An 18,686-nucleotide genomic window follows, 5' to 3' on the forward strand; every position below is an offset into this window, starting at 1 on the left:
CATGGCGCAAATGACAATGATTCAAGCAATCACAGATGCTTTGCGCATCGAGTTGAAAAATGATCCAAACGTTTTAGTGTTTGGAGAAGATGTGGGTCTCAACGGCGGGGTGTTCCGCGCAACAGAAGGATTGCAGGCGGAATTTGGCGAAGATCGCGTATTTGATACTCCTCTTGCTGAATCAGGAATCGGTGGACTTGCTGTTGGTTTAGCTGTACAAGGTTTTCGTCCGGTCCCTGAAATTCAATTCTTCGGATTCGTATACGAAGTGATGGATTCCATTAGCGGTCAAATGGCTCGTATGCGCTATCGTTCAGGCGGGCGCTTCAGCATGCCGATTACTGTTCGTTCTCCGTTCGGCGGCGGCGTTCATACGCCGGAGCTGCACGCAGATAGTTTAGAAGGATTAGTCGCACAACAACCAGGCTTAAAAGTTGTTATTCCTTCTACACCTTATGATGCAAAAGGTTTATTAATTTCGGCGATTCGCGATAATGATCCTGTCATTTTCTTAGAGCATATGAAGCTTTACCGTTCTTTCCGTCAAGAAGTACCAGAAGGAGAATATACGATTCCTATCGGTAAGGCAGATATTAAACGCGAAGGAAAAGATTTAACGATTATCGCGTATGGTGCAATGGTGCATGAATCATTAAAAGCAGCTGCAGAACTAGAAAAAGAAGGAATTTCTGCGGAAGTCATTGACTTGCGTACAGTTCAACCGCTAGACATCGAAACAATCATTACATCGGTTGAAAAAACAGGACGTGCGATCGTTGTTCAAGAAGCGCAAAAACAAGCAGGTATTGCAGCGAACGTTGTGGCAGAAATTAATGATCGAGCAATTCTTAGCCTTGAAGCTCCTGTGTTGCGCGTAGCTGCACCTGATACAATCTATCCATTCTCTCAAGCTGAGCCAGTTTGGTTGCCAAACTTTAAAGATGTAATCGAAACGGCAAAGAAAGTAATGAACTTCTAATTTTGAAAAAGCATTAATTGGGCAATGAGGCTGACCCAAAAAGCGGAGTGTCAGGCCCCGCAACACAATATGACATAGACATATTGCGAAATGCACGTGAGGTCCGATACTTATGGGTCAGCTCCGAACTGAAAAAGACAATAGGAGGTCGACGAAAAGTGGCATTCGAGTTTAAATTGCCGGATATCGGTGAAGGCATTCATGAAGGTGAAATCGTCAAATGGTTCGTAAAGCCGGGTGATGAAGTCAATGAAGACGATGTGCTTTGCGAAGTGCAAAACGATAAAGCAGTTGTAGAAATTCCATCACCAGTCAAAGGAAAAGTATTAGAAATTTTAGTTGCGGAAGGAACCGTTGCAACGGTTGGTCAAACATTAGTTAAATTTGACGCTCCGGGATATGAAGGGTTAAAATTTAAAGGACAAGACCATGATGATGAGCCAAAAAATGAGGAAACTATACAAGAAGAGGCTCCTGCTCAACAAGCGGCTGCATCTATGCCAACGGAAGCAGCAGTCGATCCAAACCGTCGCGTTATTGCTATGCCTTCTGTACGTAAATATGCGCGTGAAAAAGGCGTAGACATTCGTCTTGTGCAAGGAACAGGAAAAAATGGTCGCGTGCTAAAAAGCGATATTGACGCATTCTTAGCCGGTGGCGCAGCAGCAGCTGCACCAGTTCAAGAAGCTCCAGCTGCTCAGACGGCTGCAGAGGAAAAAGCAGCTCCGAAAGCAGAAGCTAAGCCTGCTGCTCAACCAGTTGTGATTGAAGGAGAATTCCCAGAAACTCGCGAGAAAATGAGCGGCATCCGCCGTGCGATTGCAAAAGCAATGGTGAATTCAAAACACACGGCTCCGCATGTTACATTGATGGACGAAGTCGATGTGACAAAACTTGTTGCTCATCGCAAAAAATTCAAAGAAATCGCGGCGCAAAAAGGCATCAAGTTAACGTTCTTGCCTTACGTTGTAAAAGCTTTAACATCTGCGTTGCGTGAATTCCCGGCATTAAATACATCCATCGATGATGCAACAGATGAAGTCATTTATAAACATTATTACAATATTGGTATTGCAGCTGATACAGACAAAGGTCTTCTTGTACCTGTTGTGAAGCATGCGGATCGTAAATCTATTTTTGCGATTGCGAAAGAAATTAACGAGCTGGCTACAAAAGCACGCGAAGGAAAGCTCCTTCCAAATGAAATGAAAGGCGCATCTTGCACAATTACGAATATCGGTTCCGCTGGCGGCCAATGGTTTACTCCAGTCATTAATCATCCAGAAGTGGCGATTCTTGGTATTGGCCGTATTAGCGAGAAGCCAATTGTTCGTGACGGTGAAATTGTTATTGCTCCAGTATTGGCATTGTCTTTAAGCTTTGACCATCGCATGATTGATGGTGCAACAGCACAAAATGCATTAAATCATATTAAACGTTTACTAAACGACCCAGAATTATTATTAATGGAGGCGTAAAACAATGGTAGTCGGCGATTTCGCGATTGAAACGGAAACTCTTGTGGTTGGTGCAGGTCCTGGTGGCTATGTAGCAGCGATCCGCGCTGCCCAATTAGGACAAAAAGTAACGATTGTCGAGAAAGCAAATCTCGGCGGTGTGTGCTTAAATGTTGGGTGTATCCCATCAAAAGCATTAATTTCCGCAGGCCATCGCTTTGAAGTGGCCAAACACTCAGAGGACATGGGAATAAAAGCGGAAAATGTAACAGTTGATTTTTCGAAAGTACAAGAATGGAAAAACAGCGTTGTTAAAAAGTTAACAAGCGGTGTTGAAGGATTACTAAAAGGAAATAAAGTGGAAATTGTTCGCGGGGAAGCATATTTTGTTGATGCCAATACAGTGCGTGTCATGACGGAAAATAGCGCACAAACATATAAGTTCCAAAATGCCATTATCGCAACAGGTTCCCGTCCGATTGAACTTCCGGGATTTAAGTTCTCCAAACGTGTGCTTGACTCTACTGGTGCACTGAACTTGCAAGAAATTCCGAAATCAATGGTAGTCATCGGCGGTGGCTATATCGGCACAGAGCTTGGTACTGCATATGCAAACTTTGGTACAAAAGTAACGATTCTTGAAGGTGCTGACGAAATTCTTTCTGGATTTGAAAAGCAAATGACGGCAGTTGTGAAGCGCCGCTTAAAGAACAAAGGCGTCGACGTATTTACAAACGCGCTCGCTAAAGGTGTTGAAGAGCGTGAAGATGGCGTAACGGTTACATTTGAAGTGAAAGGCGAGACGAAAACAGTTGATGCTGACTATGTGCTTGTGACTGTAGGACGCCGTCCAAACACAGAAGAGCTAGGCCTTGAACAATTAGGCATTAAAATGACTGAGCGCGGTCTTATCGAAATTGATAAACAGTGCCGTACAAGCGTACCTAACATTTACGCAATCGGCGATATTGTTGCCGGTCCGCCTCTAGCACATAAAGCGTCTTACGAAGGAAAAATTGCTGCGGAAGCGATTGCCGGCCATCCGTCAGAAATTGATTATCTGGCGATTCCTGCCGTTGTATTCTCTGACCCAGAATGTGCTTCTGTCGGCTATTTCGAAAAACAAGCAAAAGACGAAGGCATTGAAGTGACAACAGCTAAATTCCCATTTGCCGCAAACGGCCGTGCGCTTGCCCTTAATGATGCAGATGGCTTCATGAAGCTTGTCGTGCGCAAAGATGACGGTGTCATCATCGGTGCACAAATCGTTGGTCCAAACGCTTCTGATATGATCGCTGAGTTAGGACTTGCGATTGAAGCAGGTATGACAGCAGAAGATATTGCCATGACGATTCATGCGCATCCAACATTAGGTGAAATTGCGATGGAAGCGGCGGAAGTAGCTCTTGGTAGTCCAATTCACATCATCAAATAATGAAAAAAGAGGTTTGACTGATAAGTGTCTAAATTTCGCAATATATAGCTTGTATATATTGCCATGTAGAGGTTGACACTTGTTGGTCAGCCTCTTTTTTTGGTTTTAGAACGATTATAAAAATAATTGTCTAAGCACGTACATATTTTTATGATAAGAAAGTATATGGGGGGCTTTATAATGAAGGAATATGTTGTATTTGTGACGCAATCGCTGATTTGGAGTGCCTTTTCGCTTGTAGAGTGGCTTTCGGCACGAGATCGCCCTTTTTTTAAAGGAATGCTTCTTTGTGTATTTTTGTATATCGCCTTTCTGTTGGCACAAAAAATGGGATTATGCACAAAAAAAGCGTTATTCACTACGATTATGACACTTATTGTTTATTTTAGCTTCCAGCAATTATTTTGGGGTCTTATTCATTAAAACGAAAAAACGATAGCGCTTAAATAGCTATCGTTTATAATAATACATTACGCGGCCATTAAATAAATGCAGCTCTCCTTCTAGTTTTTTAGCGAGAAATTTGCAAAACTCATTCGCTTTTCCTTTGTCACCATGTGTTGCTCCTTGCGGCAAGGTGATTTGGATAAACGTTTGTTCTTCTGTTTCATCGGCATCTTCACTCGGAATTTGTTCTTGTCCAACACCGACAATAATTGTTCGGTAGCGGTCACTTTTTCCTTTTAAGTAAAACCATTGTTCTTTTCCTTCATCTGTCTCCACGATCGTATAAGGAAATGCCGCCTCTGCATAACTCCATCCCAATTGCTCGCCTGTTTTCTTTGTGATGTCTTGGTAATATTGAAATAATTCTTTTACTTCTGACAATGTAATCGTTTTCTTTTTCGATGCAGGAACTAGTTTAATATATGCATGTGTTGCCATTGTCCAACCACCTCTGCTATTTCGAGATTCTCTTTCATTCTACCATTTGATAGAAAGAAAGCACAACTTGAAAAAGTGAACTACCCCCGCTTCAAATTTGCGTCAGCAAATGAAGTGGGCGCTTCTCGGGTAATCGCGCCTTATGGTGCAAAGTGGATCGAGATTGCAAGCCTGTTCTATGATCAATGATAGAGTGATGCAAGCGCAAGAATTTTTTATTGATGAAATGGGATCATTAAGTTATAATAGAATTCAAACATTCAAAAGGAGGGGTTCTATGAACTTATTTGAAAAGCTGTATGACGAGCATGAAAAAGTAAAGGTCCGTTTTGTCGGCTTTACGACAAAAGATGCCCGCTATGACTTTGGTATCGTCTACACGAACATGTTCTTCGGCAAACCTCTTGTCATTTGCATGCAAACAGGCCGCTCAGCTCTCCTCGATCCAAAAGATATAGAAGACCACGAATCTCTGCAGCGAATTTTCCGTATTGACACAATTGAACAAGCTGCTGATTTAGCAGAATTTTTCAAGGATACATTACCGTCATTTGCTCCATTAGAAGCAGCACAATATGAATAAACGATAAGCGAAGCAGACTTTTCAGCCTGCTTCGCTTATTTATTTCATTTTCTTTTTTATATTACACATATAAATTAAAATAGCGATATCAAAATATTAATGTGTTATACAATTTATGATTGACATCTGAAATGTGATATATTATTATTTAATTAGTAAAACATTAAGCGTTTTCAAGACGTTTTGAGAAAAGGGGTATGAAGATGGGAACAATTGTATGCCAAACATGTAATTCAACCATCGCTCATTTCGAAGATGAAAAAGTGACAACACTTTACGGTCAATGTAACGAATGTGACAATGACGAAACAGAAGAATAATAGAGTTACGGTCAAACAAATGGGGGAAGGTTTTGGATATACAAACGCATGCGAACGGGATAGCATGCGTTTTTCTTTTTATTGCTTTATTATAATCAATGGATTTGGGAAATTATTTGTGATTTACATAAATAGAAAAGGTATATTTATGGATGTTAATCGATTGATAAGTAATGTGTCTCTTTTGGCTTCATGAGGAATTATTTAAATTGTAAGAAAGGTGCAGCAAAATGATGCTGCACCTAAAGTTAGCGAATCACTTCACTTTATGTTCTTTAATGACCCGCAATGTTTTTAATGTATCATCCTCAGGACCTTGTACTGGGAGTCCTACTTCAAGATTCTTTTTAATATACTCTAAGTTTTCTTGTGTAATAATTTCCCCTGGAATAAAAATTGGGATTCCAGGCGGATACACCATAATAAATTCTGCGATGATTCGTCCCGCCGATTTTTCAAATGGAACGACTTCCGTTTCCGAATAAAAAGCATCGCGCGGTGTTAACGCAAGAACCGGAATATCCGGAAGCAGCACTTTTGGTTTGACGCCTTCAGCAGCTTGATGGCTGAATTGTTCAGATAAATGGCGAAGTGCGTTCACTAAAGTGTTTGTTTCTTTTTCTGTATCCCCAGGTGTAATGATACATAAAATGTTATAAAGGTCAGACAGTTCGACTTCGATATTGTAGTTTTCGCGCAGCCATTTTTCCACATCATACCCGGTTAAGCCCAGCTCTTTGACGGAAATGATCAATTTTGTCGGATCATAATCGTACGTTGCTTTTGTTCCGAGAATTTCCTCGCCGACACAGTATAAATATTTGATTTCATTAATTTCTTTGCGCGCTTTTTCCGCTAATTGAATTGCTTTTTCTGCAAGCTCACGGCCTTCTGTCGCAAGGCGTTTGCGGGCAACATCTAATGAGGCAAGCAATAAATACGATGTTGAAGTTGTCGTCAGCATGCTTAAAATGGCTTGAACGCGTTTGGCTGACACTAAGCCTTCACGAACATTTAAAATAGAGCTTTGCGTCATCGAACCGCCTAATTTATGAACGCTTGTTGCTGCCATATCAGCGCCCGCTTGCATCGCAGAAAGGGGTAATTTTTCATGAAAATGAATGTGTACGCCATGCGCCTCATCGACCAGCACAGGGACATTGTATGAATGAGCGATTTCCACGATTTTCTTTAAATCCCCGGCAATGCCAAAGTACGTTGGATTAATGACAAGAACACCTTTCGCATCAGGGTGTTGTATTAGCGCTTTTTCAACTGCCTCTGGAGTAATGCCGTGGGAAATCCCAAGTTCTTTGTCGATTTCCGGATGAATAAAAATCGGCGTTGCTCCTGAAAACACAATAGCAGACATGACAGATTTGTGAACATTTCGCGGTACGATAATTTTATCGCCAGGTCCTGCGACAGACATGACCATTGTCATAATCGCTCCGCTTGTTCCTTGCACAGAAAAGAATGTATAGTCAGCTCCAAATGCTTCAGCAGCCAAATCTTGGGCGCGTTTAATCATGCCTTTTGGTTGATGTAAGTCATCGAGTGGACCAATGTTAATTAAGTCAATCGCTAATGCATTTTCACCAATAAAATCTCGGAAATGTGGATCCATTCCTGCACCTTTTTTGTGCCCTGGGATATGAAACTGAATAGGATTTTTCTTTATATGCTCTAACAACCCGGTAAACAATGGCGTTTCAAACTGTGACAACGTTTCCCCACACCTCTTTAATCTATAGTCAACAATCGAGATCTTTTTACATAAAACAAATGCATTATAGCACTTATTTTTATGTTTGCAAAGAAAATTTTAAAGTGAATTTATGAAAGGATATTGTATGAATAAGACGAAATATACAATTATATAAAGGGGGAGTGGCAGATGAATTGGGAAACAAGAGTAACAAAATTGTTAGGAATTAAATATCCAATCATCCAAGGTGGACTTGCTTATTTAGCTTATGCTGATTTAGCGGCTGCGGTTTCCAATGCAGGAGGATTAGGGCAAATTACAGCGATGTCATTGGAAACACCAGAACAATTGCGTGAAGAAATTAAGAAAGTGAGGGAAAAAACGGATAAACCATTTGGTGTGAACTTTGCCATTGGCCAGCATGGCAGGCCGTTTGCCCATATGCTTGAAGTAGCCATCGAAGAAAAAGTTCCCGTTATCTCGATGACAGGCGGAAATCCTGCTCCGATATTTGAACAATTAAAAGGGGTAGACGTAAAAAAATTGGTGCTTGTTGCGGCTGCCCGCCAGGCAGTAAAAGCAGAAGAACTCGGTGCTGATGCCGTCATGGTTGTTGGACAGGAAGGCGGCGGGCATTTAGGAAAACATGATATCGGTACATTCGTGCTCATTCCTAAAGTTGTCGACTCTGTTTCTATTCCGGTGATTGCATCAGGGGGAATTGGCGATGGACGCGGCTTAATGGCAGCGTTTGCGCTTGGTGCGGAAGGAATTGAGATGGGAACACGTTTTATCGCAACAAAGGAATGTGTACATGCGAACGAGGTTTACAAGGAAATGCTTGTAAAAAGTTCGGAAAGCGATACGGTTGTCATCAAAAGAAGCTTAGGAGCTCCAGGGCGTGCGATTGCTAATGAATGGACAGAAAAGATATTAGAAATTGAAAAGAATGGAGGCACTTATGAAGATTTAAAAGAGTATATAAGCGGAGAAGCGAATCGTCGCTTTATTTATGAAGGAAAAACGAGCGAGGGTTTTGCATGGGCCGGTCAAGTTATGGGACTTATTCGTGATGTGCCAACGGTTGCAGAACTTTTTGCGCGCATGATTCAGCAAGCGGAACAAATTCGCAAGCAATGGGCAATCTAAAAATACAAATAAATGAGGTGTTATTTTTGAACTACGCATACCCAATTTCATACGATTGGACGGCGCAAGAAATTATTGATGTCGTGAAATTTTTTGAAGCGATTGAGAAGGCTTATGAAAAAGGAATTGAGCGCGAGCAGCTCATGAATGCATATCGCCGCTTTAAAGAAATTGTTCCGAGCAAGAGCGAGGAAAAGAAGCTGTGCGGTGAATTTGAAGAAGTCAGCGGCTATTCCTCCTATTTGGTAATGAAAAAAGCGAAAGAAGCAAAAAGCAGTGACTTTATTAAAATGTAAAACAAGCACTTTCTCCCCTCGCTTCAAGCGTGTTAGCTAAGCAGGGGAGACAACAAAAGATAGACACTTGCACAATTTTGTTGCATAGCCCCCTTTCTTAACATAATATATATAAAAATAAAATATCAGAAAATTCTCTTTTTTGGAAACGGGCTTTCGCGATTATACAGAAAGGGGTGCTCCTTGTTATGAAAAAAGTGGTGAATGGTTTTAAGCGTACGGACGGTGAAAAACGGATTGCGGTATTGCGCCTTGAGTTAGATTATGAATTAGCAACTCTCTATGAGGCGATGATGGAAAATGATGAAGAAAAGAAAAAAGAATGCAAACGTAAATTAGAAAAATTACGTCAAGAGATGATTCGCCTTGGAATTTAATGTGAAAAATCGCAGCGAACCTAGACGGGTTCGTTTTTTCTTCGTTCAACATCCGAAAGTTTTGAAAAAGCGATTTTTCTTGATACTTGATAAGAAAAAGGAATTGCACTAATCTAATTTATATTCCTACATATGTTTTTGTGATGAGTAAAGGATATTGAATAGAAAAGGTTGCGATAGGATGGCAGGAGGAATTTCAGATGAATGAAAAATGGAAAAAAATCGACCAGTATGCGCAACAGTGGATAAAAGAAGCAGGAGCGCGGATTAAAGATACATTTCAGCAACAGTTAATGATTCAAACAAAGTCGAGCCGCACTGATTTAGTTACAAATGTTGACCGTGAGATTGAGCAGTTTTTTATTGCAAATATACGACATACATTTCCACAGCATCGCGTGCTCGGAGAAGAAGGCTTTGGCGATCGCTTAACTGCGTTAGAAGGCATTGTTTGGATTATTGATCCGATTGACGGTACGATGAATTTTATTCATCAACAACGCAATTTTGCGATTTCTGTTGGCATTTATGAAGATGGTATCGGAATGATTGGCTATATTTATGATGTCGTTCATGATGAGCTATATTATGCTCACAAAGGGACAGGAGCGTTTTTAAATGGTGTTAAGCTTTCGCCGTTGGCGGAAACATCGATTTCCGAATCGATTGTTTCGATTAACGCCACATGGGTAACAAAAAATAAGCGAATTGATGCGAATGTGTTAGCTCCACTAGTAAAAGATGCACGCGGAACACGTTCATACGGCTCAGCTGCTCTTGAAATGGCCTATGTGGCTTCAGGACGTTTAGATGCATATATTACGATGAGGTTATCGCCATGGGATTTTGCGGCGGGATTAGTGCTTGTTAATGAAGTGGGAGGCATTGTCACCAATTTGTACGGTGAACCGTTAAATTTACTCGGAGAAAATTCTGTTCTTGTAGCAAAACCTGGACTGCATGAAGAAATTTTAAATAAATATGTTCGTAAGTAAAAGGGGCTGGCCCATAAGTGTCTGACCCCATCTCCATTTCACAATATATCGTTCGTTTAACCGATGTTATGTCCTATATTGTGTTGTTTGGTCTGACACTTTGCTTTTGGGCAGCCTCCCTGCTATATTTCCTCTTTTTTGCGCATCCGTTTTTTTGTCATAAAACCGGCACCCATTGTCGCTAATAGGGCAATGAGCGAAAAAATGATGCCGAGAAGGCTTCTTTCGGCAATAAAAATGCCAATCGCCATTATGCAAGCAGCAGCCAGCACGGCAAAAAAGAGGAAAACGGGTTGAAATGAGTTCATGCTTATAACTCCCTTCGCTTGTTCACAGTATCTTGCCTTTTAGTGTACACGAAAACATTCCGCTTTTCTACCGTGTTTATGGTATAATAGGTAAGCTATTATAAACATGGGAGTGGACAAGTTTGAAAGTACGAAATGACATTCGTAATATTGCGATTATCGCTCACGTTGACCATGGGAAAACGACGCTAGTCGACCAATTGCTGCGCCAAGCCGGAACATTTCGCGCCAATGAACATGTAGAAGAGCGGGCAATGGACCGAAACGATCTAGAGCGTGAGCGCGGCATCACCATTTTAGCCAAAAATACGGCGATTCATTATAAAGGAACACGAATTAATATTTTAGATACTCCGGGGCATGCTGATTTTGGCGGTGAAGTCGAACGTATTATGCGCATGGTTGACGGGGTGCTGCTTGTTGTTGATGCCTATGAAGGCTGTATGCCGCAAACGCGCTTTGTGTTAAAAAAAGCGCTTGAGCAAAATTTAACCCCTATTGTCGTTGTGAACAAAATTGACCGTGAATTTGCCCGGCCGGCGGAAGTCGTCGATGAAGTCATCGATTTGTTTATTGAACTGGATGCTTCAGAGGAACAGCTGGAATTTCCGGTTATTTATACTTCTGCGATTAATGGTACGGCGAGCTTAGATCCGGACAAGCAAGATGAAGATATGACTGCTTTATTTGAAGCGATTATTAAACATATTCCTGCTCCTGTGGACAACAGTGAAGAGCCGCTGCAATTTCAAGTGTCGCTGCTTGATTATAACGATTATGTTGGACGAATTGGGATTGGCCGTATCTTCCGCGGCACGATGAAAGTCGGCCAGCAAGTTGCATTAATGAAATTAGACGGCTCAGTAAAACAGTTTCGTGTGACAAAAATGTTTGGCTTTTTTGGCCTCAAGCGAATCGAGATTGAAGAAGCGAAAGCTGGAGATTTAGTGGCAGTCTCCGGAATGGAAGATATCAATGTTGGGGAGACGGTTTGTCCAGTTGACCATCAAGAAGCGCTTCCGGTATTGCGGATTGATGAACCGACATTAAAAATGACGTTTCTTGTTAATAACAGCCCATTTGCCGGCAGGGAAGGAAAATATGTTACGGCGCGGAAAATTGAAGAACGGTTACGCGCACAGCTGGAAACGGACGTCAGCTTACGAGTCGAAAACACGGATTCTCCTGATGCATGGATTGTTTCCGGACGCGGAGAGCTTCATTTATCGATTTTAATTGAAAATATGCGCCGCGAAGGCTTTGAATTGCAAGTATCGAAACCGGAAGTCATTTTAAAAGAAGTCGATGGTGTTGTTTGTGAACCGATTGAACGTGTACAGATTGATGTTCCGGAAGAATATACCGGAGCGGTTATAGAATCGATTGGTGCCCGCAAAGGCGAGATGGTTGATATGATTAATAACGGAAACGGTCAAGTGCGTCTCATCTTTATGGTGCCGTCCCGCGGGCTGATTGGTTATCGGACAGAGTTTATGTCGTTAACGCGCGGTTATGGGATTTTGAACCATTCATTTGACAGCTATCAGCCGATGCAGCCCGGACAAATCGGCGGCCGCCGTCAAGGGGTGCTTATTTCGATGGAAACAGGTAAAGCGACTGCTTACGGGATTATGCAAGTAGAAGACCGCGGCACGATCTTCGTTGAACCGGGAACGGAAGTATACGAAGGAATGATTGTTGGCGAGCATACACGGGAAAATGATTTAGTTGTGAATATTTGTAAAACAAAGCATATGACAAATATTCGTTCTTCAACAAAAGAACAAACCATCACAATGAAAAAGCCGCGCATTATGACACTTGAGGAAGCGCTTGAATACTTAAATGACGATGAATATTGCGAAGTGACGCCACAATCCATTCGCCTGCGCAAAAAGATTTTAGATAAAAATGAACGCGAGAAAATCGCGAAGAAAAAGAAACTCGCCGAGCAAGCCAAGTAAAGGAGAGGGAGAAGAATGGACATTGTTGAGCGGCTCTCGTTTTTTGCTTCACTTTATCAAGTGAATACACATCCGGAACGAGGGATGTGGCTTCTTTATTTTACTGTACTCGTTCTTTCCGTCATCGTCTATCGGCTCGGATTTGCGAAAAAATTGCCGCTGTTGAAAAATGTCATCATATACGTTTTACTTGCATTAGGGTGTACGATTTTAACATTTTTTGCCGTTTTTTTGCCTGTTGCCGAAGGTCTTGTTATTGCAGCACTTGTGCTTATCATTTATAAAGTACGGCTCCATCAGGCGAAGAAATAAGGCGGTGGGATAATGAAATCGCTCCAAGATGCGTTATATAACTGGCTGACGATTAAAGTGGTAGCTGATGCGCGGCCGAACGATCAAGCAGCGAGGGAAACAGAAAGGTTTTTTGCGGAAATTTTAAAAAATGATTTTCAAGTAACAAATCTTCATACTACAAAAGATGAAACAATGTATTTCATTACGTATGAGCAGGATGAGCAGCCAAAAACAACGCGATTCCCTGCGGAATTAATTGAGGTCATGTTAGAACAAATCAACAGCGAACCGGAAAAGTACGCTAATTATCCGACATAAAAAACCGAGCTTGGCTGGCTCGGTTTTTTTATATGCGAGCATATAGAATGCGGGTACAAATCCATTAAAAAATGGCATATCTATCAGCATTTCTTTGACATTTTCCGCGAAGTCCTCCCCCTTATCAACGGAGGGGAAGTAGGAGAGGTTTATTGCCGAATTCACTTAAAAAGGAACCTTAAGATAATGCTGCTAGTAAGAGTGGCAGCATTACCAATCATCCTCAGAAGTCGTTGAACGGTAAAAACGGAATTTTCCGGTGGCCAGCCGTGCCTTTGTTTTTTCGGTTATCCGCTCATGGCATTCTGGGCACATATATGTATGAATCGGGCGGTTACGCAAGCGTTTGGCCAACAGTGATTCATCATCAATGACGTCAATTTTATCACAAAGAACACATTTTACTTTCATGATGCACCTCTTTTTTATTGAGAAAAATAAAAGCTTATGAATACAGTATATCATGATTTTTTATACTTTTTTGGAGAAATGTTGGTTTTCGTTTTACGTTTATGCAAAAATAAGTATGATCAAAATAATAATATATCATTTTGGAGGGGTCTATATGGCAAATCAAGTAGAACCAAAATTAATCGAACCGTTGTTCCAGGCGCTGCAAAAAGAACGCTTTGTCACCATTGCCACCATCGACCATGAAACAGGTGGACCAAATGTGAGTGCGATTTCATGGATTTATGCTCCTGATGAAAGCCGGATTTATTTTGCGGTAGATAATCGCTCACGAATTGTGCAAAATATTAAAAACAATCCGCTTGTTGCCGTGAATTTAATTGCGAATGAATCGACATATTCGATCAGTGGAAAAGCGCATGTGAAGGTTGAAAAAATAGAAGAAGTTCCTTTGAAATTAGCGCTTGTGGAAATTGAAATTAATGAAGTACGCGATGTCATGTTTTATGGTTCAAAAATTTCTGTAGAACCAAAATACGAGAAAACGTATGATGCGCAGGCGGCAGCAAAACTGGACAATCAAGTAATGACAGCCCTTCGCAATGCATAGCGATACATAGGGGCTGACCTGTAAGTGTCTGACCTCACACGTATTCGGCTATTGGGTTGTGGGGTCTGACACTTTTTTAGGTCAGCCTTTCTTTTATTTATTTAAGTGGTCATTTGACTGCTTTTCCTGCCGGTTATTTAACCGCTGTTCTTCATTTGAATTTAATTGTGAATCGTTTTGTTCTGTCGGTTCGGGATTTGTCGTTCTTAATAAATCGCTAGGTACCTCAGGCATTACGCGGCCGACAATAGCAGCTAATTCATCCATAAATCCTTGTACCGGACGCCCATTGTTTACTTCTTTAGCGATTTCCCTTAATCTTGCATTTAAATCAGGATCAGCAATGATAATTGCATTGGCACCGTAGGGATCTTTTTGTAAGCTTTCGGCAACAGAATATTTAATCGTGCCTACCCGTGATTGATCGAGTTTGGAATTGACATCGATTCCGACAATCGCATATTTGCCAACAACAACAGCGGTGGCATCATTTACGTTTGGTACGCTGCTGGCAAGTTTTACAAGACGTTTGGCAATGTCCTGACCGGATTGATTGACAACTTTTTCATTCGTTGTGTTTTTGACATGAACACCAGCGTTATCGTTGTTTTTATTTAAATTACAGCCTGCAAATGTAAAGAAGAGCGCCGCGACGATGATTATGTTAAGAAATGTTTTCATCATTTACACCTCTAGACAGCGATATTTTTTAACTTTATTTTGCAAACATTCTTCTATCTTTATGCATCCGCTCATATATATAAGCAACAGCCCCGGCTGTGAAACATGTATATGAAAAAGGGGGCATGGAAATTTGGAAAAAAAAATATATGTGTTAGATACAAATGTGTTACTGCAAGACCCTTATGCCATTTTCTCTTTTGAAGACAACGAGGTGGTCATTCCAGCGGTTGTGCTGGAGGAGGTCGATTCAAAAAAACGTTATATGGACGAAATCGGACGAAATGCCCGGCAAGTATCGAAATTAATTGATCGATTGCGTGAAAACGGGAAATTACATGAAAAAATTCCGTTAGATAATGGCGGGATATTGCGGATTGAACTTAATCATCGTTCGTTTCAGCAACTTCAAGAAATTTTTGTGGAAAAAACGAACGATAACCGCATTTTAGCTGTCGCAAAAAATTTGTCGCTTGAAGAACAAACAAAAGAAAACGGAAGAGCGGTTATTTTAGTGAGCAAAGATGCTCTCGTACGCGTTAAAGCAGATGCGATAGGCTTGCAGGCTGAAGATTTTTTAAGCGATCGCGTCGTTGAAGTTGATCGTATTTATACCGGTTTTTTAGATTTGTACATAAACATTGAAAACCTTAATCGTTTTTATGAAAAAGGGGAGCTTGTGCTCGCCGAAATAACGAACCACCCTTTTTATCCAAACCAATTTATTATTATGAAAGATGCGCTTGGCGGCTCCGCGTCAGCAATTGGCATCGTTGATTACAGCGGCAAAAAGGTCAAACGTTTATCATTCAACTATGAACATGTCTGGGGAATTCATCCGCGAAATGCCCAACAGACGATGGCCTTTGAGTTGTTAATGAGAGAGGATATTTCACTTGTTACATTAATTGGAAAAGCCGGTACGGGAAAAACGCTCCTCGCTTTAGCGGCAGGGCTAATGCAAACGGAAGACTTACAAAGGTATAAAAAGCTGCTTGTGGCAAGACCGATTGTTCCTGTAGGCAAAGATATTGGATTTTTGCCTGGAGAAAAGCAGGAGAAATTGCGGCCTTGGATGCAGCCGATATTCGATAATTTAGAGTATTTATTTAATACGAAAAAACCAGGGGAATTAGATGCGATTTTAGCAGGAATGGGTTCAATTGAAGTGGAGGCGCTTACATATATTCGCGGACGAAGTTTGCCGGAACAATTTATTATTATTGATGAAGCACAAAATTTAACAAAACATGAAGTAAAAACAATATTAACGCGTGTCGGGGAAAAAAGTAAAATTGTATTAATGGGAGACCCTGAACAAATTGACCATCCGTACTTAGATGAATATAATAACGGTCTTACTTATGTAGTAGAGAAATTTAAAGAGCAAAAGGTAGCAGGGCATGTTCGATTAATAAAAGGGGAGCGCTCCGGATTAGCGCAGCTTGCAGCCGATTTGTTATAACGGTAAAACAAAATGGCAGCCCCCTTCGAGCCGCATTTGCTTTAAAGGGAGTCTGCCTTCTTTTTAAGATTAAGACGAGCGTTTTAAGAAACAATAAACTTGCGAATATGGGTAATCGGTTCATGCTGATTGGAACCATCCCCAAAATAAAAGTGGACAGGCCCGTCTTCTTTCAACGGTTTTCCGTCTTTCGAAAATCCTAATACGGCTTCATAAGCTTGCTCTAGCGGAATTTGAATTTCTTTATGCTCCGTTACGATGATGAATGTTGTTGCATCAGCAAGCGGCTCTGCATTTCGCAAAAAAGGTTCCAAGCGCATTCCGAATGTCCCGTTGATCACTTTTTCTTTTTCATATGTTTTCTCGGTTTTTAAAGTTGGCGGAAAAACCGCCCCTTCTTGAATTTCGCGATCCCAATATGCCGAAATTTTTTTTATTTCGTCTTCTTCGTTTTGTTCTTCTTGTTTTGTCTCTGAAAAATATGTTAGCAAGTCCACTTTGCGATCATCAAAAATCCATACACCGGGATCAAGGGTAATGGAGAACTTCACTTTTCCTGTGATTGGAATAATATTTTCCATATCATCGATAACCTCCCCCATTTCGCACTATTTCTAGTATAGTAATAAATCATTCATTTGTCATGTGATACATCTATCAGCCAACTCTTTCAACTTGAAATTTTGCTTGTTTCACGTTAACATTTAAAGAAGGATTGTGTGTGTAATCGCACGGGGAGAACGGAGGGATCAATGTGACGTCAAATACGGCGATTAATTATCGTGAAAGAGCGTATGCACTTCTAAAAGCAGATGCTGATAAAATTGTAAAACTTATTCAGGTACAAATGGATAATTTAACAATGCCCCAATGCCCTCTTTATGAAGAAGTGCTCGATACTCAAATGTTTGGATTATCGCGCGAAATTGATTTTGCCATTCGCCTAGGTCTTGTAGATGAAAAAGAAGGCAAAGCGATTCTTGACCGGTTAGAGCGCGAATTGTCAAATCTTCATGAAGCGACTGTAAAAAAGCGGGTATAATAACATAAACAGCAACTCAAATGGTTGTCAGTCAACCGTTTGAGTTTTTGTATTTTTGCAGGAAAACGACAGTATGATTCGAACTATTATTATAGTAAAATGAAATAAGTGATTACTAACTAAGGAAGAGGGAAGATGGATAAGCAGTTATTCAAAAAAATCGCCAAGTCCTATGACTACCCTTTAATACTTGCTATATTTATGCTTTGTATCTTCGGACTTATTATGATCTATAGCTCCAGCATGATTTCGGCGGTTGTTCGCTTTGGATTCGAGAGCGATTATTTTTATCAAAAGCAAAAAGTATGGCTTATGATCGGAACTTTTGTTTTTTTCTGTATGATGATTATACCTTACAAAGTGTTTGCGAAAAAAAAATGGGTATTAACCGTTTTTTTTGGAATGCCTATTGTTTTATTTGCTGTGTTTATTGCCGGGCATACGGCGAATAACGCAACAAGCTGGTTTAAGTTTGGTTCCTTTAATGTGCAGCCAGCCGAATTTGTTAAATTAGGATTAATTAATTATTTAGCAGCTGTGTTTGCGAACAAACAAAAATCACTTTCCCAATCTGATAAGAGGCATGTATTCCCCATTTATTATACTTTATTTATATGTGTGCTTATTGCTGTTCAGCCGGACTTTGGAACCGCCATGATTATTTTACTCATTTGTTTCAGTATGATCGTTTCATCAGGAATCCGCTTGAAGCTTTTATTTAAGCAAATTTTATTTTTAAGCATGATTGTCGCTATATTGTCGCCGTTTTGGCTTCCTGTTTTAGGAGATGAAATTTTTTCAAAAGAGCGAATGTCGCGTATTGATGGATTTCTTGATCCGTTTAAATATGCTGATGATGCAGGGTTTCATTTGGTGAATTCTTATTTAGCCATTGGCTCAGGCGGCTTAAAAGGGCTTGGATTAGGAGAAAGCATTCAAAAGTATGGTTACTTGCCAGAAGCACATACGGATTTTATTATGTCAATTATTGCCGAAGAATTAGGGGTATTTGGCGTCTCCTTTGTTATTATATTGCTCTCCTTTATCGTTTTGCGCGGCTTAATGATTGCAAAAAAGTGCAAAGATGCGTTTGGAAGTTTGCTGGCCATTGGTGTTTCTGCGATGATTGGCATTCAAACGTGCATTAATCTTGGCGGAATCGCAGGGCTTATCCCGATTACTGGGGTACCGCTGCCTTTGGTCAGTTATGGCGGCTCTTCCCTTCTTCTTCTCATGGCCTCTCTTGGTATGCTTGTCAATATATCCATGTTTGTCAAATATGAAGAGAACTATAAAGGGAAAGCAGAGACAACGAATCTTGTGAAAAATTCACAAAAAAGAGGTCTGACTTTTTAATAATGTATTTACAAAATCATTAAATCATTATAGTTTTTATTATAATGAAGGGG

23 protein-coding genes are annotated in these 18,686 nt (G+C 40.7%); 17 read left to right on the plus strand and 6 right to left on the minus strand.

Annotated features, from left to right (window positions below; genetic code table 11):
• Position 1: 1 nt before the first annotated feature.
• From B0I26_RS00760 to B0I26_RS00775, 4 genes are all read left to right on the plus strand, one after another.
• The gene (locus B0I26_RS00760) at positions 2-979 is read left to right on the plus strand and encodes an alpha-ketoacid dehydrogenase subunit beta (RefSeq protein WP_044893917.1); all 978 of its coding nucleotides are present in this window, start codon (positions 2-4) and stop codon (positions 977-979) included.
• Positions 980-1,137: 158 nt separating this feature from the next.
• Positions 1,138-2,457 carry a dihydrolipoamide acetyltransferase family protein gene (locus B0I26_RS00765; RefSeq protein ID WP_111643564.1) on the plus strand — a complete coding sequence of 440 codons (1,320 nt, stop codon included), beginning with the start codon at positions 1,138-1,140 and terminating at the stop codon, positions 2,455-2,457.
• Between the two features lie 4 nt (positions 2,458-2,461).
• The gene (lpdA, locus tag B0I26_RS00770; RefSeq protein WP_111643565.1) at positions 2,462-3,871 is read left to right on the plus strand and encodes a dihydrolipoyl dehydrogenase; all 1,410 of its coding nucleotides are present in this window, start codon (positions 2,462-2,464) and stop codon (positions 3,869-3,871) included.
• Between the two features lie 180 nt (positions 3,872-4,051).
• The gene (locus B0I26_RS00775; RefSeq protein ID WP_111643566.1) at positions 4,052-4,294 is read left to right on the plus strand and encodes a hypothetical protein; all 243 of its coding nucleotides are present in this window, start codon (positions 4,052-4,054) and stop codon (positions 4,292-4,294) included.
• A 27-nt stretch (positions 4,295-4,321) separates the two neighbouring features.
• On the opposite strand, the gene B0I26_RS00780 is transcribed toward B0I26_RS00775, so the two are convergent.
• Entirely contained in the window at positions 4,322-4,756 is a 435-nt protein-coding gene (locus tag B0I26_RS00780; protein WP_111643567.1) for a DUF1885 family protein, read from the minus strand.
• A 277-nt stretch (positions 4,757-5,033) separates the two neighbouring features.
• Here B0I26_RS00780 and B0I26_RS00785 point away from each other — a divergent pair, with 277 nt between their 5' ends.
• Entirely contained in the window at positions 5,034-5,339 is a 306-nt protein-coding gene (locus B0I26_RS00785) for a DUF3055 domain-containing protein (protein ID WP_111643568.1), read from the plus strand.
• A 203-nt stretch (positions 5,340-5,542) separates the two neighbouring features.
• Positions 5,543-5,659 (plus strand): GapA-binding peptide SR1P, encoded by a 117-nt coding sequence (locus B0I26_RS00790; RefSeq protein ID WP_111643569.1) that lies wholly within the window; start codon positions 5,543-5,545, stop codon positions 5,657-5,659.
• 256 nt (positions 5,660-5,915) lie between these two features.
• On the opposite strand, the gene B0I26_RS00795 is transcribed toward B0I26_RS00790, so the two are convergent.
• Entirely contained in the window at positions 5,916-7,385 is a 1,470-nt protein-coding gene (locus B0I26_RS00795; protein ID WP_111643570.1) for an aminotransferase class I/II-fold pyridoxal phosphate-dependent enzyme, read from the minus strand.
• A gap of 171 nt (positions 7,386-7,556) precedes the next feature.
• Between B0I26_RS00795 and B0I26_RS00800 the strand changes: the two genes are divergently transcribed.
• The 4 genes from B0I26_RS00800 (at position 7,557) to B0I26_RS00815 (ending at position 10,184) form a co-directional block, all read left to right on the plus strand.
• Positions 7,557-8,516, plus strand: coding sequence for an NAD(P)H-dependent flavin oxidoreductase (locus B0I26_RS00800; RefSeq protein WP_111643571.1), 960 nt, complete (start codon positions 7,557-7,559; stop codon positions 8,514-8,516).
• A gap of 26 nt (positions 8,517-8,542) precedes the next feature.
• Positions 8,543-8,812, plus strand: coding sequence for a UPF0223 family protein (locus B0I26_RS00805; RefSeq protein ID WP_111643572.1), 270 nt, complete (start codon positions 8,543-8,545; stop codon positions 8,810-8,812).
• Positions 8,813-9,000: 188 nt separating this feature from the next.
• Complete coding sequence (locus tag B0I26_RS00810; protein ID WP_111643573.1) at positions 9,001-9,189, plus strand: hypothetical protein; 189 nt, start codon at positions 9,001-9,003, stop codon at positions 9,187-9,189.
• Positions 9,190-9,389: 200 nt separating this feature from the next.
• Entirely contained in the window at positions 9,390-10,184 is a 795-nt protein-coding gene (locus B0I26_RS00815; RefSeq protein ID WP_111643574.1) for an inositol monophosphatase family protein, read from the plus strand.
• Between the two features lie 122 nt (positions 10,185-10,306).
• On the opposite strand, the gene B0I26_RS00820 is transcribed toward B0I26_RS00815, so the two are convergent.
• Positions 10,307-10,492: a YlaF family protein gene (locus tag B0I26_RS00820; protein WP_111643575.1), complete on the minus strand. Its 186-nt coding sequence runs from the start codon at positions 10,490-10,492 to the stop codon at positions 10,307-10,309.
• A 122-nt stretch (positions 10,493-10,614) separates the two neighbouring features.
• Between B0I26_RS00820 and typA the strand changes: the two genes are divergently transcribed.
• Genes typA through B0I26_RS00835 form a run of 3 tightly spaced genes read left to right on the plus strand, consistent with a single transcriptional unit; the run spans position 10,615 to position 13,068 of the window.
• Positions 10,615-12,456, plus strand: a complete 1,842-nt coding sequence (typA, locus tag B0I26_RS00825; protein WP_111643576.1) for a translational GTPase TypA — start codon at positions 10,615-10,617, stop codon at positions 12,454-12,456.
• A 15-nt stretch (positions 12,457-12,471) separates the two neighbouring features.
• Entirely contained in the window at positions 12,472-12,768 is a 297-nt protein-coding gene (locus tag B0I26_RS00830) for a YlaH-like family protein (protein ID WP_111643577.1), read from the plus strand.
• Between the two features lie 12 nt (positions 12,769-12,780).
• Entirely contained in the window at positions 12,781-13,068 is a 288-nt protein-coding gene (locus tag B0I26_RS00835; RefSeq protein WP_111643578.1) for a hypothetical protein, read from the plus strand.
• Positions 13,069-13,278: 210 nt separating this feature from the next.
• Here B0I26_RS00835 and B0I26_RS00840 read toward each other — a convergent pair whose 3' ends face one another.
• A complete protein-coding gene (locus B0I26_RS00840) occupies positions 13,279-13,479 on the minus strand; it encodes a YlaI family protein (protein ID WP_111643579.1) in 201 nt (66 codons plus the stop codon).
• Positions 13,480-13,633: 154 nt separating this feature from the next.
• On the opposite strand from B0I26_RS00840, the gene B0I26_RS00845 reads away from it, so the two are divergent.
• The gene (locus tag B0I26_RS00845; RefSeq protein ID WP_111643580.1) at positions 13,634-14,089 is read left to right on the plus strand and encodes a pyridoxamine 5'-phosphate oxidase family protein; all 456 of its coding nucleotides are present in this window, start codon (positions 13,634-13,636) and stop codon (positions 14,087-14,089) included.
• Positions 14,090-14,182: 93 nt separating this feature from the next.
• On the opposite strand, the gene B0I26_RS00850 is transcribed toward B0I26_RS00845, so the two are convergent.
• Entirely contained in the window at positions 14,183-14,773 is a 591-nt protein-coding gene (locus tag B0I26_RS00850; protein WP_409991395.1) for a YhcN/YlaJ family sporulation lipoprotein, read from the minus strand.
• Positions 14,774-14,903: 130 nt separating this feature from the next.
• Between B0I26_RS00850 and B0I26_RS00855 the strand changes: the two genes are divergently transcribed.
• Entirely contained in the window at positions 14,904-16,235 is a 1,332-nt protein-coding gene (locus B0I26_RS00855; protein ID WP_111643582.1) for a PhoH family protein, read from the plus strand.
• An 83-nt stretch (positions 16,236-16,318) separates the two neighbouring features.
• Here the strand turns inward: B0I26_RS00855 and B0I26_RS00860 are convergent, their stop codons facing one another.
• Positions 16,319-16,816, minus strand: coding sequence for a peptidyl-prolyl cis-trans isomerase (locus B0I26_RS00860; RefSeq protein ID WP_111643583.1), 498 nt, complete (start codon positions 16,814-16,816; stop codon positions 16,319-16,321).
• 173 nt (positions 16,817-16,989) lie between these two features.
• On the opposite strand from B0I26_RS00860, the gene B0I26_RS00865 reads away from it, so the two are divergent.
• The gene (locus B0I26_RS00865) at positions 16,990-17,277 is read left to right on the plus strand and encodes a YlaN family protein (RefSeq protein ID WP_181502657.1); all 288 of its coding nucleotides are present in this window, start codon (positions 16,990-16,992) and stop codon (positions 17,275-17,277) included.
• Positions 17,278-17,412: 135 nt separating this feature from the next.
• Positions 17,413-18,633, plus strand: a complete 1,221-nt coding sequence (locus tag B0I26_RS00870) for an FtsW/RodA/SpoVE family cell cycle protein (RefSeq protein ID WP_111643585.1) — start codon at positions 17,413-17,415, stop codon at positions 18,631-18,633.
• Positions 18,634-18,686: the final 53 nt, after the last annotated feature.

This window comes from Paranoxybacillus vitaminiphilus, assembly GCF_003259935.1.
Classification (GTDB): Bacteria; Bacillota; Bacilli; order Bacillales; family Anoxybacillaceae; genus Paranoxybacillus; species Paranoxybacillus vitaminiphilus.